Below are 22,461 nucleotides of genomic sequence, written 5' to 3' on the forward strand. Positions count from 1 at the left end.
ACTGTGGAGTTTCTCCACGGGCAAACTGCCATTACTGCGCAACGCAGTTACGGACCTACACACCCCCAGGCCATAAACGCATAAGGCTTATGCACGATTACGGTGCGCAGAATTATTTTGTTGCTCTTTCCTGGATCATCACCCAGGGCGAAACCACCACCGCCCACAGCGTCGGATCGCGCTCGAAAAGATCCAGCGCCCGCGACTCAGACACCTTGGCAAGCTCCCCGCTCGCCAGCCAAGCGGCGACTTTCCCGGCCTGGTTCTCGGCCACGGCCTCGGCGGCGGCGATCAGATCCAGTGCCGGTTCGACCCACAATAGGGCACCCCGGGCAAAGAACGGTTGCAGCTCTTCCCAGCGAATAGATGCAGTTTCACCAAGCAGCTTGGCATAGAGGGTGCTAGGTTCTTGAATCATGGGGGTCCACCTGAGAAAAAATCGGCGCAATGATAACGTCGAGGCTCGGTTGGAAACACCCAGATGAAACGCAAGGGGTGAGCGAGGGGATGGAAGGCGCCAGGGATTGCAGCTGAAAGCTAGCAACATCCAGACAAAAATCTGCATGACAATCTGCCGCTATTCTGTATCTTTCTTTCGCCCAGGCGACGTATCTCGATTTTGCCTCCGGCTGCCCGCTATCCAATCGATAAGGGCGCACACTAAACTGTATCGGTACAGTTGCCGGGGCAAGAACCGGGGTATCGGCGTTGAACCTGACCCGGTCCCACAGCTTCGGCCGTAGGACTCTAAAAATTACAACAGCAAGAGTGGAGCACTAATGACTAAGCAGATTTCCAAACTGTTCGCCGCTATGGTTCTGGCCGGTATTGCCAGCCATTCTTTCGCTGCTGACACCATCAAGATCGGCATCGCCGGCCCGAAAACCGGTCCCGTGACCCAGTACGGCGACATGCAGTTCAACGGTGCGCACATGGCCATCGAGCAGATCAACGCCAAGGGCGGCGTCGACGGCAAGATGCTCGAAGCCAAGGAATACGACGATGCCTGCGACCCTAAACAGGCCGTGGCCGTAGCCAACAAAGTGGTCAACGACGGCGTCAAGTTCGTGGTCGGTCACCTCTGCTCCAGCTCCACCCAACCGGCTTCGGATATCTACGAAGACGAAGGCGTGATCATGATCACTCCGGCCGCCACCAGCCCGGACATCACCGCTCGCGGCTACAAGATGGTCTTCCGCACCATCGGCCTGGACAGCGCCCAGGGCCCTGCCGCCGGTAACTACATCGCCGACCACGTCAAACCGAAAATCGTTGCTGTTCTGCACGACAAACAGCAATACGGCGAAGGCATCGCCACCGCCGTGAAGAAAACCCTCGAAGGCAAAGGCGTCAAGGTTGCCGTCTTCGAAGGCCTGAACGCCGGCGACAAGGACTTCTCCTCGATCATCCAGAAACTCAAGCAAGCCAACGTCGACTTCGTCTACTACGGCGGCTACCACCCGGAACTGGGCCTGATCCTGCGTCAGTCCAAGGAAAAAGGCCTGAACGCCAAGTTCATGGGTCCGGAAGGCGTCGGCAACGACTCCATCTCGCAGATCGCCCAGGACGCTTCCGAAGGCCTGCTGGTGACCCTGCCGAAATCCTTCGACCAGGATCCGGCCAACAAGTCCCTGGTGGATGCTTTCGCGGCCAAGAAACTGGACCCGACCGGTCCGTTCGTGTTCCCGGCCTACTCGGCCGTGGAAATCATCGCCGAAGGCATCAAGGCCGCGAAGAGCGAAGACACCGCCAAGGTGGCCGCCGCCATCCACGCCGGTACCTTCAAGACTCCGACCGGCGACCTCTCCTTCGACGCGAAGGGCGACCTGAAGAACTTCAAGTTCGTGGTCTACCAGTGGCACTTCGGCAAACCGAAAACCGAAGTTTCCCCTCAGTAAGTCAGGCCTGACAGGTCAAGAAGCCCACTGTGCAAGCAGTGGGCTTTGTTTTACGAGGTTTATGGGCCTGACACCCGCGATCCGGGAGCTGGCTCACCTGAAAATCTTAAAACCGTCACCAGCGGTTCGCTGGCAAAGGCTCATGCCGACGTGGCAACAGACCACGGCACCGGGCCGGAACATGACTCCACCAGTGAAATGCGTATCGGGTTTTTAGGAGCGCTGTAATGCCTGAGATCTATCACTTCTTCCAACAGCTGGTTAATGGTCTGACCATTGGCAGCACCTATGCCTTGATAGCCATTGGCTACACAATGGTTTACGGCATTATTGGAATGATCAACTTCGCCCATGGCGAGGTGTACATGATTGGTTCCTACGTGGCCTTCATCGTCCTTGCCGGGCTGGCCATGCTGGGTATCCACTCACTGCCGCTGTTGATGACCGCCGCGTTTATCGCGACGATCGTCGTGACCAGTGCCTATGGCTACAGTATCGAGCGTGTTGCCTACCGCCCCCTGCGGGGCAGCAACCGCCTGATCCCGTTGATTTCTGCCATCGGCATGTCGATTTTCCTGCAGAACACCGTGCTGCTGTCCCAGGACTCCAAGGACAAGTCCATCCCCAACCTGATCCCGGGGAGTTTCTCCTTCGGTCCAGGCGGCGCAGAGGAAGTGCTGATTTCCTACATGCAGATCCTGGTCTTCGTCGTCACCCTGGTGGCCATGACCGGACTGACACAGTTCATCTCCCGTTCACGCCTGGGCCGCGCCTGCCGTGCCTGTGCCGAAGACATCAAGATGGCCAACCTGTTGGGGATCAACACCAACAACATCATCGCCCTGACCTTCGTCATCGGCGCCGCCCTCGCGGCGGTCGCGGCCGTGCTGCTGAGCATGCAATACGGCGTGATCAACCCCAACGCCGGCTTCCTGGTGGGCCTGAAAGCCTTTACCGCGGCCGTCCTGGGTGGCATCGGCAGTATTCCGGGCGCCATGCTCGGCGGGCTGGTGCTGGGGGTGGCCGAAGCCTTTGGCGCCGATATCTTCGGCGACCAGTACAAGGACGTGGTGGCATTCGGTCTTTTGGTTCTGGTGCTGTTGTTCCGTCCGACCGGCATCCTGGGCCGTCCGGAGGTTGAGAAAGTATGAACAGATATCTCAAATCGGCGCTGTTCAGCGCCTTGCTGGTCTGGGCCGTGGCCTTCCCGGTGCTCGGACTCAAACTGAGCATCGCCGGGATCAGCCTCGTGGTGGAGGGCAGCAGTCCCCTGACCTTGGGCGTGATTGCCCTGTGCTCGGTCCTGATGTTCCTGCGCGTGCTGTTCAGCGAGCAGTTCAGTGCGCTGTTCAAATCGTCCCGTGGACCGCTGGTCTCGCCCAAGGTCGGCCAGTTCCTGACCCTGCCGCGTACCCAGCGCTGGATCATCATCGGGCTGATCGTGAGCGCACTGATCTGGCCGTTCTTCGGCTCCCGCGGCGCGGTCGACATCGCCACCCTGATCCTGATCTACGTGCTGCTGGGCCTGGGCCTGAACATCGTGGTCGGCCTGGCCGGCCTGCTCGACCTGGGTTATGTCGGCTTCTACGCGGTCGGTGCCTACACCTACGCGTTGCTGTCGCACTACTACGGTCTGAGCTTCTGGATCTGCCTGCCGATCGCCGGCCTGATGTCGGCCACCTTCGGCTTCCTGCTGGGCTTCCCGGTCTTGCGCTTGCGCGGTGACTACCTGGCCATCGTGACCCTGGGCTTCGGTGAAATCATCCGGCTGTTCCTGCGTAACCTCACTGGTCTCACCGGCGGCCCCAACGGCATCAGCAACATTCCCAAGCCGACCTTCTTCGGGCTGACGTTCGAACGTACCGCCGCCGAGGGCCTGCAGACCTTCCACGAGTTCTTCGGGCTGACGTACAACCCGGTGAGCAAGGTGGTGTTCCTGTACCTGGTGGCGCTGTTGCTGGCATTGTTCGCGCTGTTCGTGATCAACCGCCTGCTGCGCATGCCGATTGGCCGTGCCTGGGAAGCGCTGCGCGAAGACGAAATCGCCTGCCGGGCCCTGGGCCTGAACCCGACCGTGATCAAGCTGTCGGCCTTCACCCTGGGTGCTTGCTTCGCCGGTTTTGCCGGCAGCTTCTTCGCCGCCCGCCAAGGCCTGGTGACCCCGGAGTCGTTCACCTTCATCGAGTCGGCGACCATCCTCGCCATCGTCGTGCTGGGTGGCATGGGCTCGCAGTTGGGCGTCGTGCTCGCCGCCACGGTGATGATCCTGCTGCCGGAGCTGATGCGTGACTTCAGCGAATACCGCATGTTGATGTTCGGCGCCTTGATGGTGCTGATGATGATCTGGCGTCCACAAGGTCTGCTGCCTATGCAACGTCCTCACCTGGAGCTGCATAAATGAGCCGTGAGATCCTGAAAGTAACCGACCTGAGCATGCGCTTCGGAGGCCTGCTGGCGGTCAATGGCGTGGCCCTGACCGTCCAGGAAAAACAAGTGGTGGCGCTGATCGGCCCGAACGGCGCCGGCAAGACCACGGTGTTCAACTGCCTGACCGGCTTCTACAAGCCGAGCGCCGGTAGCATCCTGCTCGACGGCCAGCCGATCGAGGGCCTTGCCGGCCATGAGATTGCCGGCAAGGGTGTAGTGCGGACCTTCCAGAACGTGCGTCTGTTCAAGGACATGACCGCGGTGGAAAACCTGCTGATCGCCCAGCATCGTCACCTGAACACCAACTTCCTGTCCGGGCTGTTCAAGACCCCGTCGTTCCGCAAGAGCGAACGCGAGGCCATGGAGTACGCCAAGTACTGGCTGGACAAGGTCCACCTGACCGAGTTCGCCAACCGCCCGGCCGGCACCCTGGCCTATGGTCAGCAACGTCGCCTGGAAATCGCCCGCTGCATGATGACCCGCCCGCGGATCCTCATGCTCGACGAACCGGCGGCCGGTCTGAACCCTCGGGAAACCGACGACCTCAAGGCGTTGATCAGTGTGCTGCGCGAGGAACACAACGTCACCGTGCTGCTGATCGAGCACGACATGAAACTGGTCATGAGCATTTCCGACCATATCGTCGTGATCAACCAGGGCACCCCGTTGGCCAACGGCACGCCACAACAGATCCGCGACAATCCCGAAGTGATCAAAGCCTACCTGGGGGAAGCGTAAATGCTGCAATTCGAAAACGTTTCCACCTTCTACGGCAAGATCCAGGCCCTGCACAGCGTCAACGTGGAGGTTCGCCAGGGTGAAATCGTCACCCTGATCGGCGCCAACGGCGCGGGTAAATCGACCCTGCTGATGACCCTGTGCGGTTCACCGCGGGCCCACAGCGGCAGCATCCGCTACATGGGCGAAGAGCTGGTGGGGCAGGAATCTTCGCAGATCATGCGCAAAAGCATCGCGGTGGTGCCGGAAGGCCGTCGGGTGTTCTCCCGCCTGACCGTGGAAGAGAACCTGTCCATGGGCGGCTTCTTCACCGACAAGGGCGATTACCAGGAGCAGATGGACAAGGTCCTGGGCCTGTTCCCACGCCTCAAGGAACGCTTCACCCAGCGCGGCGGCACCATGTCCGGCGGTGAACAGCAGATGCTCGCCATTGGCCGGGCGCTGATGAGCAAGCCGAAGCTGCTGTTGCTGGACGAACCGTCCCTGGGCCTGGCACCGATCATCATCCAGCAGATCTTCGATATCATCGAACAGCTGCGCAAGGACGGGGTGACGGTGTTCCTGGTGGAACAGAACGCCAACCAGGCGCTGAAAATCGCCGACCGTGCCTATGTGCTGGAAAACGGCCGGGTGGTGATGGAAGGCAGCGGCAACGACCTGCTGACCGACCCGAAAGTGCGTGAGGCGTACCTGGGCGGTTGATCCCTCCAGCGGCCCAAAGAGAAGCCCCGACCCGTCGGGGCTTTTTCTTTTTAAAAAAACCTTAATTATTTTCTCCCAGGCTGTAACGAATCCTGTCGATGCCGCTCAAGTAAGGCAGGAACGCAATGAAACCTACCCCTGACTGCTTCTTTACCTGAACAACACTGGAGATCGACCATGAGCACTACCACTACCCGCACCCTGTCCGCCGCCACCCTGGCCCTGGCCCTCGGTTCCGCCCTGAGCATGGCGGCACTGCCGACAACCGCCCACGCCGCCGGCGACGTGGAGAAATGCTTCGGCGTCGCCATGAAAGGCAAGAACGACTGCGCCGCCGGTGCAGGCACTACGTGCGCCGGTACTTCGACCAAGGACTTCCAGGCCAACTCCTGGAAATCCGTGCCAAAAGGCACTTGCACGACGCTTGAAAGCAAGACCTCGCCCACCGGTAAAGGCCAATTGGAAGCCTTCACCCCCAAGGCCTGATCAAAAAGCGTCCCTCCCCTGCCAGCCTGAGCGCCGAAGATGCCCATGTCACCGCAACCCGCTGTCCTTCACCGCGCTCAGGCCCTCGGGGCCGGGCTCCCGCCCCGCGCGGGGCTGGGGCTCAAGACCGAACACTTTCAGGTCATCCTTGAAACGCGTCCAGACCTCGGCTTCTTCGAGGTCCACGCCGAAAACTACATGGTGGCCGGCGGGCCGTTTCATCATTACCTGGGCCTGATCCGCGAACAGTACCCGCTGTCGCTGCACGGGGTCGGCCTGTCCATCGGCGCCGAAGGCCCGCTGGACAACGAACACCTCAAGCGCCTCGCGACACTGATCGAGCGCTATCAGCCCCAAGCCTTTTCCGAACACCTGGCCTGGTCCAGCCACGGCCCGGTGTTTCTCAACGACTTGCTGCCCCTGGCCTACGACAACGCCACGCTGCAGCGGGTCTGCGAACATGTCGATCAAGTGCAAAGCACCTTGAAACGCCCGATGCTACTGGAGAACCCAGCGACCTACCTGCAATTCCAGCGTTCCACCCTGGACGAGGCGGACTTCATCGGCGAAATCATCCGCCGCACCGGTTGCGGACTGCTGCTGGACGTGAACAACGTCCATGTCTCCTGCATCAATCACCGGCGCGATGCGCTGGCCTACATCGAGGCGCTGCCGCTGCACGCCGTGGGAGAGATCCATCTGGCCGGCTTTGCCGAAGATGCCGACAACCTCGGTGACCGCCTGCTGATCGACGATCACGGCGCGCCGGTCGATCAGGCGGTCTGGGCGTTGTATCGCCAGGTCCTGGCAAAAATCGGCCCGGTTGCCACCCTGATCGAACGCGACAATCAAATACCCGCCTTCGCCGTCCTGCTGGCCGAAGCCGAGCAGGCCCAGCAGTTGCTGCTGCAGGCCGGAGAGCGACCATGAGCGATCAAGCCAGCTTCAGCGCCGCCTTGCTCGACACCTCACTGCCCTGCCCGCCCGGCTTGTGCAGCGCCAACGGTGCCGACCCGGCCAGCCGTTTCGCGGTGTACCGCAACAATGTCCAGAGCTCGCTGATCAATGCCCTGGCGGACAGCTACCCGGTGGTCAGGCAACTGGTGGGCGACGAGTTCTTCCGCGCCATGGCGGCGGTCTATCTGCGGCACTTCCCGCCGACCAGCCCGGTCCTCAACCACTACGGCGAAGACTTCGGTGATTTTGTCCAGGGCTTTGAACCGGCCGCCGGACTGCCTTACCTGGCCGATGTCGCCCGCCTGGAGCGACTGCGAGTGCGCGCCTACCACGCGGCCGACGCCCAGCCCTTGAGCCCGGAACAGATCGCCGTTCACCTTGCCGACCCACAGGCGCTCAATGACCTGCAGGTGCGCTTGCACCCCAGCCTTGCGACCTTGAATTCAGCCTATGCGGTTATCTCGCTATGGGAAGGTCATCAGGACGGCGGCGACCTGGAACAGGTGAATCCGCTACAAGCCGAGTACGCCTTGGTATTGCGCCATGAGTGGCAGGTGGAACTGTTCCGGGTCGACATCGGCGCCCTGACGTTTATCCACCGTTTGCAAAACGACTGTCCGCTCGGGCTTGCCCTGGCCCATGCCCACGACGCCAACCCGGATTTCGACCCCAGCCAGGCGCTGGCCTTGCTGATTCGCCATGGCGCCATCATCCAACTACACACCCAGGAGGCGACCCGCCCATGAACATTCACAGCGAACCCCAGAGTCCGCTCGCCCGCCTGATCGGACGTTTTATTGGACTCTTCGAAGCGATTCCCTACAGCCTGATCGCCTTTGTCGCACGCTTCTCCATCGCCGCGGTGTTCTGGAGATCCGGCCAGACCAAGGTCGAGGGCTTTGCCGTTGACCTGATCTCCGGCACCTTCGATATCGGTCTGCCGCGCCTGGCGGACTCCACCATCCCGTTGTTCGCCAGCGAGTACAAGGTGCCGCTGCTGTCGCCGGAAATCGCGGCGCACGTTTCCGCCTTCGCCGAGCACTTTTTCCCGGTGCTGATCCTGCTGGGGCTCGCCACCCGCTTCTCGGCCCTGGCGCTGTTCGGCATGACCCTGACCATCCAGCTGTTCGTCTACCCGGACGCCTACCCGACCCACGGCACCTGGATGGCGATCCTGTTGCTGCTGATGGCCAAGGGACCGGGCGTGTTCTCCATCGATCATCTGATCGCCCGGCGTTACCGCTGAGCCGTTGCGCGGCGCCGCTACAGGCTGTCCAGTACCTCGCCGCCGCGCTTGAACCATTCCACCAGGAAATCGGCCAGCACCTGCGTGCGCCGGGGCAGGCCGCCTTGATAGGGGTGCACCAGGTACATCGGTATGCTGCGCGTCTGGTAATCGCGCAACAGCCAGCGCAGTCGCCCCTCGGCCAATTCCCTGGGCAACGCATAGGACGGCAGGCGAGCGACACCGGCGCCGGCCAGCGCGGCCTTCTTCAACAAGCTGTAGTGGTTGCTGACAAACGACCCGGCCACCCTGACCCGTTGCAACTCGTGTTGCTGGTGATACAACCATTCGCTCCTGTCGCGCAGATGGCTGTTGAGCAGGCAACGATGCCTCAGCAGATCCTCCGGCGACTTTGGTTCGCCGTAGCGCGCCAGGTAATCGGGACTCGCGCAGGTCAGCTCCTGCATCAACAACAGGGGACGGGCCACCAGACGCCCATCAATACCCGGCTCCGTCCGAATCGCCAGGTCGAAGCCTTCACGCACCAGGTCCTGGAACTCGTTGCCCAGCTCCAGCTCGATCTGCACCTCGGGGTACTCCTGGGAAAACGCCTGCAACAGACCGTCGAAAAAGGTATCCCCCAGCGACACCGGCACTGTCAGACGCACCGGGCCGGCGATCTCGTCCTTGAGTCGGGCCAACGCCTGGCGTGCGCGCTGCAGCTGCTGCACCAGCGCCTGGGCCTGCGGCAACAAGGCGGTCCCGGCGGCAGTCAGGCTCAGCCGCCGTGTCGTGCGGTGTAGCAACACCACCGAAAACTGCGCCTCCAGCTGGCTGATGCGCTTGGACAGCTGCCCCTTGCTGCAGCCCAATTGCTGGGCGGCCAGGGTAAAGCTGCCCGCCTCGACCAGCACGGCAAAGGCTGCCAGGTCATCCATCTCGCTCATGGATTGTTTCCAAAAGAAAACCAAAGGTTGCCTATTAGTGCGCTTATCAGTTGAAAAATCCACTCTAGACTGAAAGCTCGATCACCCACTGGAGCAACCGCACGATGAAAATCCTATTGATTGGCGCCCACGGCACCATCGGCTCGGCTGTGGCAAAGGAACTGGGCCCGCGTCACGAAGTCATCAAGATTGGCCGCAGCAGCGGTGACCTGCACGTGGACATCAGTGACAGCGCGTCGATTCGCAAGCTGTTCGAACAGACCGGCAAATTCGATGCGCTGGTCTGCGCGGCGGGCAACGTGACCTTCGCGCCCCTGGCGGACATGAGCGAGAAGGATTTCGCCCTGGGCCTGCAGGACAAGTTGATGGGCCAGGTCAACCTGGTACTGATCGGTCGCGAGTACGCCAATGACGGTGCTTCGTTCACCCTGACCAGCGGCATCCTGAACCGCGATCCGATCCTGGCCGGGGCATCGGCCAGCCTGGTCAACGGTGCCATCGACAGCTTCGTCAAGGCCGCCGCGATCGAACTGCCACGCGCCCTGCGGGTGAACTCCGTCAGTCCGAACGTGCTGGTGGAAGCCATGGGAAGCTATGCGCCTTATTTCCGGGGCTTCAAGCCAGTACCGGCGGCGGATGTGGCCTTGGCCTACGCCAAGAGCGTGGAAGGCCGGCAGACCGGTCAGACTTATCAGGTCGGTTGAGTCACCCTGCGGGCGCCCGCATCAAGGCTTGTGCAGCCCTCCCGGTCTGAGTAACGTGGCGGCACTTGCCAGGAGACCCCATGATGCGTGCCGCCCGTTCCTTGATGATTTTCGCCCTGCCGCTGTTCGCCGCCGGTTGCCAGTGGCTGGCGCCAGCCACCTCGCACCCCACGGCGGGCCTGAGCCGGATGCAGGGCGAACTCGCCAGCGTCAATGGCAAGATGATGTTCCAGCCCTGCCAGGAACAGCGGCACTTTGTCGTCAGCGACAGCGGCAACACCAGCGTCCTGCAGCAGGCCGCGAGCCTGTCCGGCCCCTCGGGCAAGCTGTTCGCCGACCTGCGCGGACGGTTTTCCTCCAGCACGGTCGACGGCAGCGACGGCCAGCTGGACCTGCAACAGTACTATCGCCTGGAACGCGGCACCGGCAGTTGCGACGATCCCGACTTCAAACGCCAGACGGTGGTCGCCAGCGGCCACGGCCCGGACTGGAGCCTGAAGGCCAGCGGCAACGGCATGGTCCTCGAACGCGAAAACCAGCCGGCCCTGGTCCTGCCCTACCTGGAAGAACAACTGGGTGACGGGCGCTTCAGCCTGAGCACCGAAGCCAACGCCCAGCGTATCGAGCTGTGGGTCGCGCCGCAGCCCTGCGTCGACAGCAACACCGGCAGCGTGCGCCACCTGAGCGCCGAACTGCGGGTCAACGGCCAGGTCCAGCGCGGTTGCGGCTATTTCGGCGGCGCCCGTAACGACTGATTCGACGAGCTGCCGTTTTAGCCTCACGGAATCTGGCCGTTGGGGCTTATAATCACTGGTTTGATGTAAAGCCGGCGCGCCCGCGTGGCCCGCACACTGGACCCTGTCATGTTACGAATCACCGAACTCAAGCTGCCGATCGACCATCCCGACGAAGACCTGCGCCCGGCCATCCTCCAGCGCCTGGGTATCGCCAGCGATGACCTGCTCGATTTCACCCTGTTCAAGCGCAGCTACGACGCCCGCAAGAAATCCTCCGAGCTCTGCTTCATCTACACCATCGACCTGTCGACCCGTAACGAAGAAGCCCTGCTGAAAAAATTCGCCGACGACCGCAACGTCAACCCGGCCCCGGATGTCAGCTACAAGGTGGTCGGCCAGGCCCCGGCCGATCTGCCGGAGCGTCCCGTGGTCGTCGGCTTCGGTCCCTGCGGGATCTTCGCCGGGCTGCTGCTGGCGCAGATGGGCTTCAAGCCGATCATCCTCGAACGCGGCAAGGAAGTGCGCCAGCGCACCAAGGACACCTGGGGCCTGTGGCGCAAGAGCGTGCTCAACCCCGAGTCCAACGTGCAGTTCGGCGAAGGCGGCGCCGGGACCTTCTCCGACGGCAAGCTCTACAGCCAGATCAAGGACCCGAACCACCACGGGCGCAAGGTGCTGCACGAGTTCGTCAAGGCCGGCGCGCCGGAAGAAATCCTCTACGTCAGCAAACCGCATATCGGCACCTTCCGCCTCACCGGCGTGGTGGAGAACATGCGCCAGCAGATCGAAGCCCTGGGCGGCGAAGTGCGCTTCCAGCAGCGGGTCACCGATGTGCTGATCGACGACGGCCAACTGACCGGCGTCGTGCTCGACAGCGGCGAACAGATCAACGCCCGGCACGTGATCATGGCCCTGGGTCACAGCGCCCGCGACACCTTCCGCATGCTCCACGGTCGCGGCGTGTACATGGAAGCCAAGCCGTTCTCGGTGGGTTTCCGTATCGAACACCCGCAATCGCTGATCGACCGCGCGCGCCTGGGCAAATACGCCGGGCACCCGAAACTCGGCGCGGCCGACTACAAGCTGGTGCACCACGCCAAGAACGGGCGTTCGGTCTACAGCTTCTGCATGTGCCCGGGCGGCACCGTGGTGGCGGCAACTTCCGAGCCGAACCGGGTGGTCACCAACGGCATGAGCCAGTACTCGCGCAACGAGCGCAACGCCAACTCCGGCATCGTCGTCGGCATCACCCCGGAAGTGGACTATCCGGGCGGCCCGCTGGCCGGTATCGAGTTGCAGGAGCGCCTGGAATCCCACGCCTTCGTGCTCGGCGGCAGCAACTACGAAGCCCCGGCGCAACTGGTCGGCGACTTCATCGCCGGCAAGCCTTCCACCGCCCTGGGCAGCGTGGAACCGTCCTATAAGCCGGGGGTGGCCCTGGGCGACCTGGCGCTGGCCCTGCCGGACTTCGCCATCGAGGCCATTCGCGAAGCCTTGCCGGCGTTCGAACGGCAGATCAAGGGTTATTCCCTGCATGACGCGGTGCTGACCGGGATTGAAACCCGCACCTCCTCGCCTCTGCGTATCACCCGCAACGAGTCGATGCAGAGCCTGAACGTCAAGGGCCTGTTCCCCGCGGGCGAAGGCGCCGGTTATGCCGGTGGGATCCTGTCGGCGGGTGTCGACGGTATCCGCATCGCCGAAGCCGTGGCCCGGGACATGCTGGGGATCGAAGCCTGAGCCCGACCATGACCTACAGCGTGTCTCCCATCGGCTTCGTGCGCTCCTGCTTCAAGGAGAAATTCGCCATTCCGCGCCAGCCACAGCTGGCGCCGGCTGCGCGCGGCGTGCTGGAACTGGTCGCGCCTTTCGACCAGGGCGACGCGGTGCAGGGGCTGGAGCAGGTCAGCCATGTCTGGCTGCTGTTCCTGTTCCACCAGGCCCTGGAAGACAAGCCACGGCTGAAGGTGCGCCCACCGCGCCTGGGGGGCAACCAGTCCATGGGTGTCTTTGCCACCCGGGCGACCCACCGGCCGAACGGTATCGGCCAGTCGGTGGTCAAGCTGGACAAGGTCGAAGCCCAGCGCCTGTGGATCTCCGGCATCGACCTGCTGGACGGCACGCCGATTCTCGATATCAAGCCGTACGTGCCCTACGCCGACAACGTCCCGGGCGCCGTCAATGCCATCGCCAGTGCTGCGCCGGTGCTGATTCCCGTGCTGTGGACGGACAATGCTCTGCAACAGGCCAACGGCCACGCGCAGCGCCTTGGCGAGCCCCTGCTCGAGCTGATTGAGCAATGCCTGGCCCAGGACCCGCGTCCGGCCTACCAGACGCCCACGCCCGAACGGGAATACGGCGCCCAGTTCTGGGACCTGGATGTGCGCTGGCATTATCCGGAGGCCGGGGTCATCCGCGTACTGGAAGTAATCCCCGCCCGCTAGAAACGCCAGAAACCAAAAAGCCCGCGTTGCCTTCCCAGGCAACGCGGGCTTTCTGTTTCAATACGGACGCTTATTTCTCGACGAACGCACGCTCGATCAGGTAGTCACCCGGCTCGCGCATGCGCGGCGAGACGGTCAGGCCGAAACTGTTGAGCACTTCGCTGGTTTCGTCGAGCATGCTCGGGCTGCCGCACAGCATGGCACGGTCGTCCTGCGGGTTGATCGGCGGCAGGCCGATGTCGCTGAACAGCTTGCCGCTGCGCATCAGGTCGGTCAGGCGACCTTCGTTCTCGAACGGCTCGCGGGTCACGGTGGGGTAGTAGATCAGCTTCTCACGCAGGGCTTCACCGAAGAATTCATTCTGTGGAAGATGCTCGGTGATGAACTCGCGGTAGGCCACTTCATTGACGTAGCGCACGCCGTGGCACAGGATCACCTTCTCGAAACGCTCGTAGGTTTCCGGGTCCTGGATCACGCTCATGAACGGTGCGAGGCCGGTACCGGTGCTGAGCAGGTACAGGTGCTTGCCCGGCTTGAGGTCGTCGAGTACCAGGGTACCCGTCGGCTTCTTGCTGATGATGATCTCGTCGCCTTCCTTCAGGTGCTGCAACTGGGAGGTCAACGGACCGTCCGGCACCTTGATGCTGAAGAACTCGAGATGCTCTTCCCAGTTCGGGCTGGCAATGGAATAAGCACGCATCAACGGTCGGCCATTGGGCTGCTGCAGGCCGATCATCACGAACTGACCGTTTTCAAAGCGCAGGCCCGGGTCGCGGGTGCACTTGAAGCTGAACAGAGTGTCGTTCCAGTGGTGAACACTGAGGACACGCTCGTGATTCATGTTGCTCATTTGGATGGGGCTCCTGGGAATTTGGCCTGCGCCGTCGATGACGCGCAATTGCATAGCATTCTAATGGCGGCGACAATATCTGTTAAATGAATTATCAAGATAAGGGTTATCGGTTATATAGATATGCGATTTACTCTCCGTCAACTTCAGGTCTTCGTCGCCGTCGCCCAGCAGGAAAGCGTGTCCCGCGCTGCCGGGCTGCTGGCCTTGTCGCAATCCGCCGCGAGCACCTCGATCACCGAGCTGGAACGCCAGTCGAGCTGTCAGTTGTTCGACCGCGCCGGCAAGCGCCTGAGCCTCAATGCCCTGGGCAAACAGCTGTTGCCCCAGGCCGTGGCGCTGCTGGACCAGGCCAAGGAGATCGAGGACCTGCTCAACGGCAAGTCCGGGTTCGGCTCGCTGGCGGTGGGGGCCACCCTGACCATCGGCAATTACCTGGCAACCCTGCTGATCGGCAGCTTCATGCAGGTGCACCCGGAAAGCCAGGTCAAGCTGCATGTGCAGAACACCGCCAATATTGTGCAACAGGTCGCGCACTACGAAATTGACCTGGGTCTGATCGAAGGCGATTGCAGCCACCCGGACATCGAAGTGCAGACCTGGGTGGAAGACGAACTGGTGGTGTTCTGCGCGCCCCGGCACCCGCTGGCCCTGCGCGGCCAGGCGAGCCTGGAAGAACTGACCCATGAAGCCTGGATCCTGCGCGAACAGGGATCCGGTACGCGCCTGACCTTCGACCAGGCCATGCGTCATCATCGCAGCGCGCTGAATATCCGCCTGGAACTGGAACACACCGAAGCGATCAAGCGCGCGGTGGAGTCGGGCCTGGGGATCGGCTGCATTTCGCGCCTGGCCCTGCGCGATGCATTCCGCCGTGGCAGCCTGGTGCCGGTGGAAACCCCGGACCTGGACCTGTCGCGACAGTTCTATTTCATCTGGCACAAACAGAAATACCAGACCTCCGCCATGCGCGAATTCCTCGAACTGTGCCGCGCCTTCACCGCCGGGGTTCAACGCAGCGACGAGATCGTCCTGCCGAATATTGCCTAGGGTCGCCTGCACTTAAAGCAGAATGACCGCCCAGACCAGGGCAATCATGCTCAGCGCCACAAACTGCGCGGCGCTGCCCATGTCCTTGGCATTCTTGGACAAGGGATGACGGTCGAGGGAGATGCGGTCAATGGCCGCTTCGACCGCCGAATTGAGCAATTCGACGATCAACGCCAGCAGGCACACGGCAATCAACAGCGCACGCTCGACCCGACTGACATGGAAAAAGAACGCCACCGGGATCAACACGACGTTGAGCAAGACGAGTTGGCGAAACGCCGCCTCGCCGGTAAACGCCGCCCGAAGGCCATCGAAAGAATAGCCCGCCGCGTTGAGCATGCGTTTAAAACCGGTTTGACCTTTGAAGGGCGACGGCATAAGTAGGCAACTACGAGAAGTGGAGTAGGAAAACTAACGCAACCAGCGTCAAACAACGATGAAAGAGCCAGCAACTACTGGCTCGAAATTGACTCAAGTTGTTGCAGCAACAGCGCCGCCTGGGTTCGGGTGCGCACCCCCAGCTTGCGGAAAATCGCCGTGACGTGGGCCTTGATGGTCGCCTCCGAAACGCTCAGCTCGTAAGCAATCTGTTTATTCAACAAACCTTCGCAGACCATGGTCAATACCCGGAACTGCTGGGGCGTCAGACTGGCGAGGCCTTCACTGGCGGCCTTGGCCTCGGCGGACACGCTGACGGCTTCGAAGGCCTGGGGCGGCCACCAGACATCGCCATCGAGGACACTGCGCACCGCTTGCTGGATCACTTCCAGGGAACTGGATTTGGGGATGAAGCCACTGGCACCGAACTCACGGGAGCGCACCACCACCGAGGCTTCTTCCTGGGCCGAGACCATGACCACCGGAATCTGCGGGTATTGGCCGCGCAGCAGCACCAGGCCGGAAAATCCGTAGGCACCCGGCATGTTCAGGTCCAGCAGGACCAGGTCCCAATCGGCCTTCTCGGTAAGACGGGTTTCCAGCTCGGCAATGCTGGCCGCCTCCACCAACCGCACGTCGGGCCCCAGGCCCAGGGTCAGCGCCTGGTGCAGGGCGCTGCGAAAGAGAGGATGGTCGTCGGCAATCAGGATGTCGTACGTGGTCATTTTTCCAATGATCCTGTTTTATGCGTCAGGCTCGACGCTGTGCAGCCACTAGATTACAGGAAAGTCTTCAGCTGCTCGTGGGCTTCATCTTCAATGTCGATCGGCAACTGAAACTTGGCGCCCAGGTAATGCGCGGTAAACACGTCCAGCAATGCGTCCAGCCCTTGGGCCGCGCGGGTGTCCCCGGCCAGCTCCAGGCACAACGCCGCGACCTCCGCGGTGCAGAAATGATCATCGCGCTTGGAACGACGCAGCTTGTAGCGGGACAACTGTTCGGATTCCAGGCTCAGCACCGGGAAACGCTCCAGATAAGGGCTCTTGCGAAACATCTTGCGCGCTTCGGTCCAGGTCGCGTCCAGCAGGATAAACAGCGGGCGCTTGCCGGGTACGGGCGGCACCTGTGTCACCACCCGCTCAGGCGCCACGAACTCCCCCGGGAATACGATGAACGGCTGCCACTGCGGATCGTCCAGCAGGGCCAGCAGTTGTGGGTCGACTTCGGTCCGCGACCAACTGAAGGCGCTGGTGTCGGCGATCACATCGGCGATCAGCCAGCCGGTATTGCTCGGTTTCATCGGCTCGACATCGTGCATCAGCAGGCACATGGCCGAATTCGAGGCCACCCTGGGGCGCCAGGCGCACAGGCAATACTGTGGAATTACACGGCAGCCCGGGCAACGCTCGGCTCGTGACCCGCGAGCAAGGAAGGGTGTTTTTGCCCGGGCCAGGCGCTCGGCACGCAGGCGGGAGACGGCGTGGCTCATCGCGCAAGACACTGGCGGGAGGAAGGGATGAACACGAAAAATACGACTCGCAGAAGCATAAAGTGCGCGAAGTCTACCAGAGACCCAAGGACCGTTTGGGCCTTCAGACGTCGACATTTCCGTCAGCCTCACCCTAGTAGGGCCTACAACCGCCCTCTATACTTCGCGACCACTGAACGCACGCCCCGGTAAAGGGTCGAAGCACCAGTTACCGAATCAGGAGAGTTGCATGCTGCGCCGTATCGTACCGTCCCTGGCCCTTTTGCTGGCCCTGCCTTTCAGCGCCGCCCAGGCGGCATCGCTGAAGGATTTCGAACTGAACAAGATGCTCAAGGACGTGGCAGAAGAGAGCAACGTGGGCCTGCCCCGTGAGCTCGACGAGAACATCCTCGATGTCGGCTACACCGTTGAAGGCAGCGAGTTGATCGACCACCTGAGCGTCCAGTCCGACTACGCGCAAAACATGCGCGATAACGCCAAGGCGGTTTATCTGCAACTGGGGGCCAGTGTCTGCCGTAACGCCAACTACCGCAAGTTGATGGCCAGGGGCGCCGTCATGCGCTATGAGTTCACCGAGAACAAGAGCAACCGCCCCGTCACCTCCGCACGTTTCGTGGAAAGCGACTGCCCGAAAGAAACCGCGGCGAAAAAGAAAAAGTAGCCCCCTGTTGTTGCCTGGCGCGCCGCTGCCTGTCATCGGCGCGCAGTTCCACCTCCCGCCCCGCGCAACCCTTGCGAGAAGCAGCTAAAGTCCTTTGCATAGGGGCAATAAGCGGTTGCCAGCCATGACTTTATAGGCTCATCATCAAATCGACATGGCACACATGCGACACATGCAGTGACGCGGCCTTGGCGAACTTTTCTTTCGGCCACGCCAAGGGTTCCGTGCAGAAGGAGACGTTGAATGCCTTACGAACCGAATGACTTGCTGTCCCGTCATTTCCAGAACAACGGTATCGACCTTAGCCGGGTCGAAGAACAACTCAACCAGGTTGCTCCCAATAGTCCGAATCTTGCGCTTTACCGAGACATGATGCTGACCGTCCTGCGCATGGCCCAGGACGATCGCAACCGCTGGAATGCCAAGATCGTCCTGCAAACCCTGCGTGAACTGGAGAACGCCTTTCGCGTACTGGACCAGTTCAAGGGGCGCCGCAAGGTCACGGTGTTCGGCTCGGCGCGAACGCCCACCGAACATCCGCTCTATGCACAAGCCCGCGCACTGGGCACGGCGCTGGCCCATTCCAACCTGATGGTCATCACCGGTGGTGGCGGCGGCATCATGGCTGCGGCCCACGAAGGTGCCGGCCTGGAACACAGCCTCGGGTTCAACATCACCCTGCCCTTCGAACAACACGCCAATTCAACCGTGGACGGCACGCAGAACCTGCTGTCCTTCCACTTTTTCTTTACCCGCAAGCTGTTCTTCGTCAAGGAAGCCGATGCACTGGTGCTCTGCCCCGGCGGTTTTGGCACCCTCGATGAGGCACTGGAAGTGCTGACCCTGATCCAGACCGGCAAGAGCCCGCTGGTTCCGGTGATTCTGCTGGATGCCCCAGGGGGCAGCTTCTGGCAGGGCGCGCTGGATTTCATCCGCAATCAGCTGGAGGCCAATCACTACATTCTGCCCAACGACCTGAAACTGATGCGCCTGGTCTACAACGCCGACGAGGCGGTGGAAGAGATCAAGCGGTTCTACAGCAATTTCCACTCCAGCCGCTGGCTGAAAAAGCAGTTCGTGATCCGCATGAATCATCCGCTCAACGAACGGGCGATGGAACAGATACAAAAGGACTTTGCCGACCTGTGCGTCAACGGGCACTTTTATCAAGGCGCCTGCGATGACCAGCAACACGATGAACCGCAGTTCGACCATTTGACGCGCTTGTCGTTCGCCTTCACGGCCCGGGACCAGGGGCGCCTGCGGGAGCTGGTGGACTTCATCAACAGAACGGAAAACTGGAGCAGGGCCAAGGCGCCGGCACAGGAGCGCACGCGCGAACCGATCAAGGCGACCTGATCAGTCATCCAACTCACGGCCGCTGAACAGGCGGCCGATCATGTCCATGGAATAACCCCGATAACTCAGGAAGCGTCCCTGCTGGGCACGCTCGCGGGCGTCGGTGGGCAAATGCCCGGCGAATTTGCGGCGCCAGGTGTCTTCCAGCTGCGCTTGCCAGTCGAAACCGCTTTCACGCAAGGCCAACTCGATATCGGCACGTTGCAGGCCGCGCTGGCTCAGCTCTTCGCGAATACGCATAGGGCCATAGCCGGAACGAGCACGGTAGGAAACGAAGCTTTCGAGGTAGCGGGATTCGGACAACAGCCCCTCTTCCGTCAAGCGGTCGAGTTCTGTGTCGATCATTTCAGGTGGGGCGCCGCGCTGACGCAGCTTGCGCGTCAGCTCGACTCGACCGTGCTCGCGTCGCGCGAGCAGGTCCATGGCCGTACGCCGTACGGCGACCGGGGTATCCAGTACGGCGCTCATTGGCTCACTCAGATATCGGCGTCAGCCAGATCATCTTCGGTCTCGTCAACGGTGGCTACGCCTTTGACGTCGGCACCCGCGCCAGCATTCAGCAGCTTGTCACGCAGTTGCTTCTCGAGGGCCGCGGCGACTTCCGGGTTATCCGCCAGGAACTTGGCCGAGTTGGCCTTGCCCTGACCGATCTTGCTGCCGTTGTAGCTGTACCAGGCACCGGATTTCTCGACGAAACCGTGCAGCACGCCCAGGTCGATCATCTCGCCGTTCAGGTAGATGCCCTTGCCGTAAAGGATCTGGAACTCGGCCTGACGGAACGGCGAAGCCACCTTGTTCTTCACGACCTTGACGCGGGTTTCGCTGCCCACCACTTCGTCGCCTTCCTTCACCGCGCCGGTACGGCGGATGTCCAGGCGCACCGAGGCGTAGAACTTCAGCGCGTTACCACCGGTGGTGGTTTCGGGGCTGCCGAACATCACGCCGATCTTCATGCGGATCTGGTTGATGAAGATCACCAGGCAGTTGGCGTTCTTGATGTTACCGGTGATCTTGCGCAGTGCCTGGGACATCAGGCGGGCTTGCAGGCCGACGTGCATGTCGCCCATTTCGCCTTCGATTTCCGCTTTTGGCACCAGGGCGGCCACGGAGTCGACGATGATCACGTCCACCGCGTTGGAGCGCACCAGCATATCGGTGATTTCCAGGGCCTGCTCGCCGGTGTCCGGCTGAGAGACCAGCAGGTCATCGACATTGACGCCCAGCTTGCCGGCGTATTCAGGGTCCAGGGCGTGTTCGGCGTCGACGAAGGCGCAGGTCGCACCGGCTTTTTGCGCCTGGGCGATGACCGAAAGCGTCAGGGTGGTCTTACCCGAGGATTCCGGACCGTAGATCTCGACGATACGGCCTTTCGGCAGACCGCCGATGCCCAGCGCAATGTCCAGGCCCAGGGAACCGGTGGAGATCGAAGGGATCGCCTGACGGTCATGATCGCCCATCCGCATCACGGCACCCTTGCCGAATTGACGTTCGATCTGACCCAAGGCCGCAGCCAAGGCTTTCTTCTTGTTGTCGTCCATTAAAGTCCTCACGTAATCAATAAGGCCTGACGGCCAACACCTGTATAAGTAGCCAGTATTATTCCACAGCGTCGGCGGATCGCCTACCCCTGATTTGCGATTTCTGCTTCCGCCCGTCGTAACAGGCCTTCCAGCGCGGCCAGAACCGTTTGTCGACGGACCGCATCGCGGTCGCCGGGAAAGTGCCGGCGCTCGGCGCTCACGTCGTCGCCGCAGCCCCAGGCCAGCCAGACGGTGCCCACCGGTTTCTCGGCGGAACCGCCGTCCGGCCCGGCCACGCCGCTGACCGCCACGGCGAACCGTGCCGCGCTGTGGGCCTGGGCACCGCGGACCATAGCCTCGACCACTTCGCGGCTGACAGCGCCGACCTGGCCGAACAAGACCTCGGGCACGTTCAGTTGGAGGGTCTTCTGCTTGTTGGAATAGGTCACATAACCGGCTTCGAACCAGGTCGAACTGCCGGGAATCCGGGTGATCGCCTCGGCGATGCCGCCGCCGGTGCAGGACTCGGCGGTGGTGACCTGGGCTTTCAGAACCTGCAAACGCCGGCCGAGTTCCACGGCCAGTTGGGTGATGTCGTCCACATGCCTCTCCTGATCGGGTGTGCCAAGGGCACAACCCTACACGAGCGGGCTGTGCTTTCAAGACACGATATTGCATCCGGATGTCAGCGAGAAACCGCCCCGGCATACGCCTGACAAGCTTTCAAGGCGATCAGGGCGCGGTCGCCGTCGTCGGTGATGGCGATAATTCGTTGAGCATGCGCCGGGTCAAGTCGGGCTCTTGTGGCTGCATGAACCACGCCGCCGGCGGCGGTGGTGGCTGGCACGTTGCAACCACTGGCGGGATCGTTGCCGTCGAGGAGGACTGACAGCCGCAGATCAGCAGTGGCAAGGCGATCGCGCAGGCGAGCCTGATCCTGTTGGACATCGTTCAGCTCCTTTGAATGGGTTTGGTCGCTGCTCTGGAGCTGCTGCTCCAGGGCCAGGCGTTGGTCCTGCTCGGCCCGCTGTTGCGCGGCCGCGGCGAGGGAAAGTTGGTTGAGCGTGTCGGCCTGCAACCGGGCCTGATGTTCCAGCTGCAGACCGTAACGCCAGTCTTGAATGTGCCAGGCGCCGGCCGCCGCACCACCGGCCAACAAGGCCAGCAGTGCGACGACAACGCCCAGGCGCCAAGGCGCCGGGATCAGGTCGAGGAAGCGCATAGCACCGCCCTCGCCCGGGCCCAGAGTTGCAGTCGATCCTCGAGGCCGTTCAGGCCGCCGTTGATCTTGCGGGTGATGCTGTTGAACTGGTCGGCATCGGCCAGTTCGTTCAACCCTTGCTGCTCCCAGAACCAGGCCGCCGACTCGGCGGCCCATTGCGGTTGTTCCAGCAGTTCCGGTTGTTGCAACAAGCGTTCGTCGCCAAACAGCCCGAGGCTGCATTGGAGATAGTTGCTGCGACCGGTGATCTGGATCAGCCCGCGACCGCGATAGTTCCAGCCGTCGCCAGACGCTGCATCGCCGTTCCCCATACGCGATGCGTAGACGATGTTCGCGATCTGCTCCGGCTGCCGGGCGACCTCCGCAGCCAGGTCCGGAGTAAACCGGCTGGGCCAGGTGGCGACCAGGGCCTGCGCGCCATAGTTCAGGTTCTCGACCACCGACTGCAGTTGGCCTGACTCGTGACCGGCTTGCGCCAGGAACGCAGCAACGCGCTGCGCGGTGACGATCTGGTAATCATTCATCGCTGTGTTGAGCGCAGGAACAAAAACGCCGGCTTGGTCGCCGGCGTTCGGGAGGATCTGCAGCAATTGCTGCTGGGTAATCGGCATGGCTTTCTCCGGGCGTAAAAAAACCGCTCACGGCGGTCGTTTGAGTAGTGATGATC

At 62.0% G+C, this 22,461-nt stretch carries 27 protein-coding genes; 16 read left to right on the forward strand and 11 right to left on the reverse strand.

All coding sequences use genetic code 11. The features are described 5' to 3' along the window. Positions 1-112: 112 nt before the first annotated feature. Positions 113-418, reverse strand: a complete 306-nt coding sequence (locus NUH87_RS10975; RefSeq protein ID WP_040064896.1) for a DUF2288 domain-containing protein — start codon at positions 416-418, stop codon at positions 113-115. A 361-nt stretch (positions 419-779) separates the two neighbouring features. Here NUH87_RS10975 and NUH87_RS10980 point away from each other — a divergent pair, with 361 nt between their 5' ends. From NUH87_RS10980 to NUH87_RS11020, 9 genes are all read left to right on the forward strand, one after another. Next, positions 780-1,898, forward strand: coding sequence for a branched-chain amino acid ABC transporter substrate-binding protein (locus NUH87_RS10980; RefSeq protein ID WP_338525960.1), 1,119 nt, complete (start codon positions 780-782; stop codon positions 1,896-1,898). Between the two features lie 227 nt (positions 1,899-2,125). Next, entirely contained in the window at positions 2,126-3,049 is a 924-nt protein-coding gene (livH, locus tag NUH87_RS10985; RefSeq protein ID WP_040064894.1) for a high-affinity branched-chain amino acid ABC transporter permease LivH, read from the forward strand. Next, positions 3,046-4,299 carry a high-affinity branched-chain amino acid ABC transporter permease LivM gene (locus NUH87_RS10990; RefSeq protein ID WP_338525961.1) on the forward strand — a complete coding sequence of 418 codons (1,254 nt, stop codon included), beginning with the start codon at positions 3,046-3,048 and terminating at the stop codon, positions 4,297-4,299. The genes livH and NUH87_RS10990 overlap by 4 nt, the downstream gene beginning before the upstream one ends. Then, positions 4,296-5,063, forward strand: a complete 768-nt coding sequence (livG, locus tag NUH87_RS10995; protein WP_040064892.1) for a high-affinity branched-chain amino acid ABC transporter ATP-binding protein LivG — start codon at positions 4,296-4,298, stop codon at positions 5,061-5,063. Before NUH87_RS10990 ends, livG begins: the two co-directional genes overlap by 4 nt. Then, positions 5,064-5,765, forward strand: a complete 702-nt coding sequence (locus NUH87_RS11000; RefSeq protein ID WP_040064891.1) for an ABC transporter ATP-binding protein — start codon at positions 5,064-5,066, stop codon at positions 5,763-5,765. It abuts the gene before it with no gap. A gap of 177 nt (positions 5,766-5,942) precedes the next feature. After that, positions 5,943-6,251: a DUF2282 domain-containing protein gene (locus NUH87_RS11005; RefSeq protein WP_040064890.1), complete on the forward strand. Its 309-nt coding sequence runs from the start codon at positions 5,943-5,945 to the stop codon at positions 6,249-6,251. A gap of 39 nt (positions 6,252-6,290) precedes the next feature. Beyond that, a complete protein-coding gene (locus NUH87_RS11010; protein ID WP_422393914.1) occupies positions 6,291-7,181 on the forward strand; it encodes a DUF692 domain-containing protein in 891 nt (296 codons plus the stop codon). Continuing rightward, positions 7,178-7,954 (forward strand): DNA-binding domain-containing protein, encoded by a 777-nt coding sequence (locus NUH87_RS11015; RefSeq protein ID WP_338525963.1) that lies wholly within the window; start codon positions 7,178-7,180, stop codon positions 7,952-7,954. The genes NUH87_RS11010 and NUH87_RS11015 overlap by 4 nt, the downstream gene beginning before the upstream one ends. Further along, positions 7,951-8,454: a DoxX family protein gene (locus NUH87_RS11020; RefSeq protein ID WP_338525964.1), complete on the forward strand. Its 504-nt coding sequence runs from the start codon at positions 7,951-7,953 to the stop codon at positions 8,452-8,454. Before NUH87_RS11015 ends, NUH87_RS11020 begins: the two co-directional genes overlap by 4 nt. Before the next feature lie 17 nt (positions 8,455-8,471). On the opposite strand, the gene NUH87_RS11025 is transcribed toward NUH87_RS11020, so the two are convergent. Next, positions 8,472-9,380 carry a LysR family transcriptional regulator gene (locus NUH87_RS11025; protein WP_338525965.1) on the reverse strand — a complete coding sequence of 303 codons (909 nt, stop codon included), beginning with the start codon at positions 9,378-9,380 and terminating at the stop codon, positions 8,472-8,474. A gap of 104 nt (positions 9,381-9,484) precedes the next feature. Here NUH87_RS11025 and NUH87_RS11030 point away from each other — a divergent pair, with 104 nt between their 5' ends. From NUH87_RS11030 to tsaA, 4 genes are all read left to right on the forward strand, one after another. Then, complete coding sequence (locus NUH87_RS11030) at positions 9,485-10,084, forward strand: short chain dehydrogenase (RefSeq protein ID WP_338525966.1); 600 nt, start codon at positions 9,485-9,487, stop codon at positions 10,082-10,084. An 83-nt stretch (positions 10,085-10,167) separates the two neighbouring features. Then, complete coding sequence (locus NUH87_RS11035) at positions 10,168-10,839, forward strand: hypothetical protein (RefSeq protein WP_338526790.1); 672 nt, start codon at positions 10,168-10,170, stop codon at positions 10,837-10,839. Between the two features lie 108 nt (positions 10,840-10,947). Beyond that, positions 10,948-12,561 (forward strand): NAD(P)/FAD-dependent oxidoreductase, encoded by a 1,614-nt coding sequence (locus NUH87_RS11040; protein WP_338525967.1) that lies wholly within the window; start codon positions 10,948-10,950, stop codon positions 12,559-12,561. An 8-nt stretch (positions 12,562-12,569) separates the two neighbouring features. Next, a complete protein-coding gene (tsaA, locus tag NUH87_RS11045) occupies positions 12,570-13,265 on the forward strand; it encodes a tRNA (N6-threonylcarbamoyladenosine(37)-N6)-methyltransferase TrmO (protein WP_338525968.1) in 696 nt (231 codons plus the stop codon). Positions 13,266-13,335: 70 nt separating this feature from the next. Here the strand turns inward: tsaA and fpr are convergent, their stop codons facing one another. Then, on the reverse strand, positions 13,336-14,115 hold the full coding sequence (fpr, locus tag NUH87_RS11050) for a ferredoxin-NADP reductase (RefSeq protein WP_007923929.1): 780 nt from the start codon (positions 14,113-14,115) through the stop codon (positions 13,336-13,338). A gap of 123 nt (positions 14,116-14,238) precedes the next feature. Here fpr and NUH87_RS11055 point away from each other — a divergent pair, with 123 nt between their 5' ends. Beyond that, positions 14,239-15,165 (forward strand): LysR family transcriptional regulator, encoded by a 927-nt coding sequence (locus tag NUH87_RS11055; RefSeq protein ID WP_040064882.1) that lies wholly within the window; start codon positions 14,239-14,241, stop codon positions 15,163-15,165. Between the two features lie 12 nt (positions 15,166-15,177). On the opposite strand, the gene NUH87_RS11060 is transcribed toward NUH87_RS11055, so the two are convergent. The 3 genes from NUH87_RS11060 to NUH87_RS11070 form a co-directional block, all read right to left on the reverse strand. Then, positions 15,178-15,543 (reverse strand): diacylglycerol kinase, encoded by a 366-nt coding sequence (locus tag NUH87_RS11060; protein ID WP_338525969.1) that lies wholly within the window; start codon positions 15,541-15,543, stop codon positions 15,178-15,180. A 74-nt stretch (positions 15,544-15,617) separates the two neighbouring features. Further along, complete coding sequence (erdR, locus tag NUH87_RS11065) at positions 15,618-16,268, reverse strand: response regulator transcription factor ErdR (RefSeq protein ID WP_040064880.1); 651 nt, start codon at positions 16,266-16,268, stop codon at positions 15,618-15,620. A gap of 53 nt (positions 16,269-16,321) precedes the next feature. Further along, a complete protein-coding gene (locus NUH87_RS11070; protein WP_338525970.1) occupies positions 16,322-17,032 on the reverse strand; it encodes a tRNA-uridine aminocarboxypropyltransferase in 711 nt (236 codons plus the stop codon). 229 nt (positions 17,033-17,261) lie between these two features. On the opposite strand from NUH87_RS11070, the gene NUH87_RS11075 reads away from it, so the two are divergent. Both NUH87_RS11075 and NUH87_RS11080 read left to right on the forward strand, forming a co-directional pair. Continuing rightward, positions 17,262-17,693 (forward strand): PA3611 family quorum-sensing-regulated virulence factor, encoded by a 432-nt coding sequence (locus NUH87_RS11075; protein WP_040064878.1) that lies wholly within the window; start codon positions 17,262-17,264, stop codon positions 17,691-17,693. Between the two features lie 243 nt (positions 17,694-17,936). Next, the gene (locus NUH87_RS11080; RefSeq protein ID WP_338525971.1) at positions 17,937-19,052 is read left to right on the forward strand and encodes a TIGR00730 family Rossman fold protein; all 1,116 of its coding nucleotides are present in this window, start codon (positions 17,937-17,939) and stop codon (positions 19,050-19,052) included. Here NUH87_RS11080 and recX read toward each other — a convergent pair whose 3' ends face one another. The 5 genes from recX to NUH87_RS11105 form a co-directional block, all read right to left on the reverse strand. After that, a complete protein-coding gene (gene recX / locus NUH87_RS11085; RefSeq protein WP_338525972.1) occupies positions 19,053-19,520 on the reverse strand; it encodes a recombination regulator RecX in 468 nt (155 codons plus the stop codon). Between the two features lie 8 nt (positions 19,521-19,528). Further along, a complete protein-coding gene (recA, locus tag NUH87_RS11090; protein WP_040064875.1) occupies positions 19,529-20,590 on the reverse strand; it encodes a recombinase RecA in 1,062 nt (353 codons plus the stop codon). An 83-nt stretch (positions 20,591-20,673) separates the two neighbouring features. Then, positions 20,674-21,174, reverse strand: a complete 501-nt coding sequence (locus NUH87_RS11095) for a CinA family protein (RefSeq protein WP_338525973.1) — start codon at positions 21,172-21,174, stop codon at positions 20,674-20,676. Between the two features lie 83 nt (positions 21,175-21,257). Continuing rightward, a complete protein-coding gene (locus tag NUH87_RS11100; protein ID WP_338525974.1) occupies positions 21,258-21,794 on the reverse strand; it encodes a lysis system i-spanin subunit Rz in 537 nt (178 codons plus the stop codon). Continuing rightward, positions 21,776-22,405, reverse strand: a complete 630-nt coding sequence (locus NUH87_RS11105) for a glycoside hydrolase family 19 protein (protein ID WP_338525975.1) — start codon at positions 22,403-22,405, stop codon at positions 21,776-21,778. The genes NUH87_RS11100 and NUH87_RS11105 overlap by 19 nt, the downstream gene beginning before the upstream one ends. Positions 22,406-22,461 lie beyond the last annotated feature (56 nt).

Origin of the sequence: Pseudomonas batumici, assembly GCF_036585405.1 — a bacterium.
Taxonomy (GTDB): domain Bacteria; phylum Pseudomonadota; class Gammaproteobacteria; order Pseudomonadales; family Pseudomonadaceae; genus Aquipseudomonas; species Aquipseudomonas batumici.

Coding starts and splice junctions, on each gene's coding strand:
- NUH87_RS10975 (WP_040064896.1), bottom strand. CDS start 418: ATGATTCAAGAACCTAGCACCCTCTATGCCAAGCTGCTTGGTGAAACT.
- NUH87_RS10980 (WP_338525960.1), top strand. CDS start 780: ATGACTAAGCAGATTTCCAAACTGTTCGCCGCTATGGTTCTGGCCGGT.
- livH (WP_040064894.1), top strand. CDS start 2,126: ATGCCTGAGATCTATCACTTCTTCCAACAGCTGGTTAATGGTCTGACC.
- NUH87_RS10990 (WP_338525961.1), top strand. CDS start 3,046: ATGAACAGATATCTCAAATCGGCGCTGTTCAGCGCCTTGCTGGTCTGG.
- livG (WP_040064892.1), top strand. CDS start 4,296: ATGAGCCGTGAGATCCTGAAAGTAACCGACCTGAGCATGCGCTTCGGA.
- NUH87_RS11000 (WP_040064891.1), top strand. CDS start 5,064: ATGCTGCAATTCGAAAACGTTTCCACCTTCTACGGCAAGATCCAGGCC.
- NUH87_RS11005 (WP_040064890.1), top strand. CDS start 5,943: ATGAGCACTACCACTACCCGCACCCTGTCCGCCGCCACCCTGGCCCTG.
- NUH87_RS11010 (WP_422393914.1), top strand. CDS start 6,291: ATGCCCATGTCACCGCAACCCGCTGTCCTTCACCGCGCTCAGGCCCTC.
- NUH87_RS11015 (WP_338525963.1), top strand. CDS start 7,178: ATGAGCGATCAAGCCAGCTTCAGCGCCGCCTTGCTCGACACCTCACTG.
- NUH87_RS11020 (WP_338525964.1), top strand. CDS start 7,951: ATGAACATTCACAGCGAACCCCAGAGTCCGCTCGCCCGCCTGATCGGA.
- NUH87_RS11025 (WP_338525965.1), bottom strand. CDS start 9,380: ATGAGCGAGATGGATGACCTGGCAGCCTTTGCCGTGCTGGTCGAGGCG.
- NUH87_RS11030 (WP_338525966.1), top strand. CDS start 9,485: ATGAAAATCCTATTGATTGGCGCCCACGGCACCATCGGCTCGGCTGTG.
- NUH87_RS11035 (WP_338526790.1), top strand. CDS start 10,168: ATGCGTGCCGCCCGTTCCTTGATGATTTTCGCCCTGCCGCTGTTCGCC.
- NUH87_RS11040 (WP_338525967.1), top strand. CDS start 10,948: ATGTTACGAATCACCGAACTCAAGCTGCCGATCGACCATCCCGACGAA.
- tsaA (WP_338525968.1), top strand. CDS start 12,570: ATGACCTACAGCGTGTCTCCCATCGGCTTCGTGCGCTCCTGCTTCAAG.
- fpr (WP_007923929.1), bottom strand. CDS start 14,115: ATGAGCAACATGAATCACGAGCGTGTCCTCAGTGTTCACCACTGGAAC.
- NUH87_RS11055 (WP_040064882.1), top strand. CDS start 14,239: ATGCGATTTACTCTCCGTCAACTTCAGGTCTTCGTCGCCGTCGCCCAG.
- NUH87_RS11060 (WP_338525969.1), bottom strand. CDS start 15,543: ATGCCGTCGCCCTTCAAAGGTCAAACCGGTTTTAAACGCATGCTCAAC.
- erdR (WP_040064880.1), bottom strand. CDS start 16,268: ATGACCACGTACGACATCCTGATTGCCGACGACCATCCTCTCTTTCGC.
- NUH87_RS11070 (WP_338525970.1), bottom strand. CDS start 17,032: ATGAGCCACGCCGTCTCCCGCCTGCGTGCCGAGCGCCTGGCCCGGGCA.
- NUH87_RS11075 (WP_040064878.1), top strand. CDS start 17,262: ATGCTGCGCCGTATCGTACCGTCCCTGGCCCTTTTGCTGGCCCTGCCT.
- NUH87_RS11080 (WP_338525971.1), top strand. CDS start 17,937: ATGCCTTACGAACCGAATGACTTGCTGTCCCGTCATTTCCAGAACAAC.
- recX (WP_338525972.1), bottom strand. CDS start 19,520: ATGAGCGCCGTACTGGATACCCCGGTCGCCGTACGGCGTACGGCCATG.
- recA (WP_040064875.1), bottom strand. CDS start 20,590: ATGGACGACAACAAGAAGAAAGCCTTGGCTGCGGCCTTGGGTCAGATC.
- NUH87_RS11100 (WP_338525974.1), bottom strand. CDS start 21,794: ATGCGCTTCCTCGACCTGATCCCGGCGCCTTGGCGCCTGGGCGTTGTC.
- NUH87_RS11105 (WP_338525975.1), bottom strand. CDS start 22,405: ATGCCGATTACCCAGCAGCAATTGCTGCAGATCCTCCCGAACGCCGGC.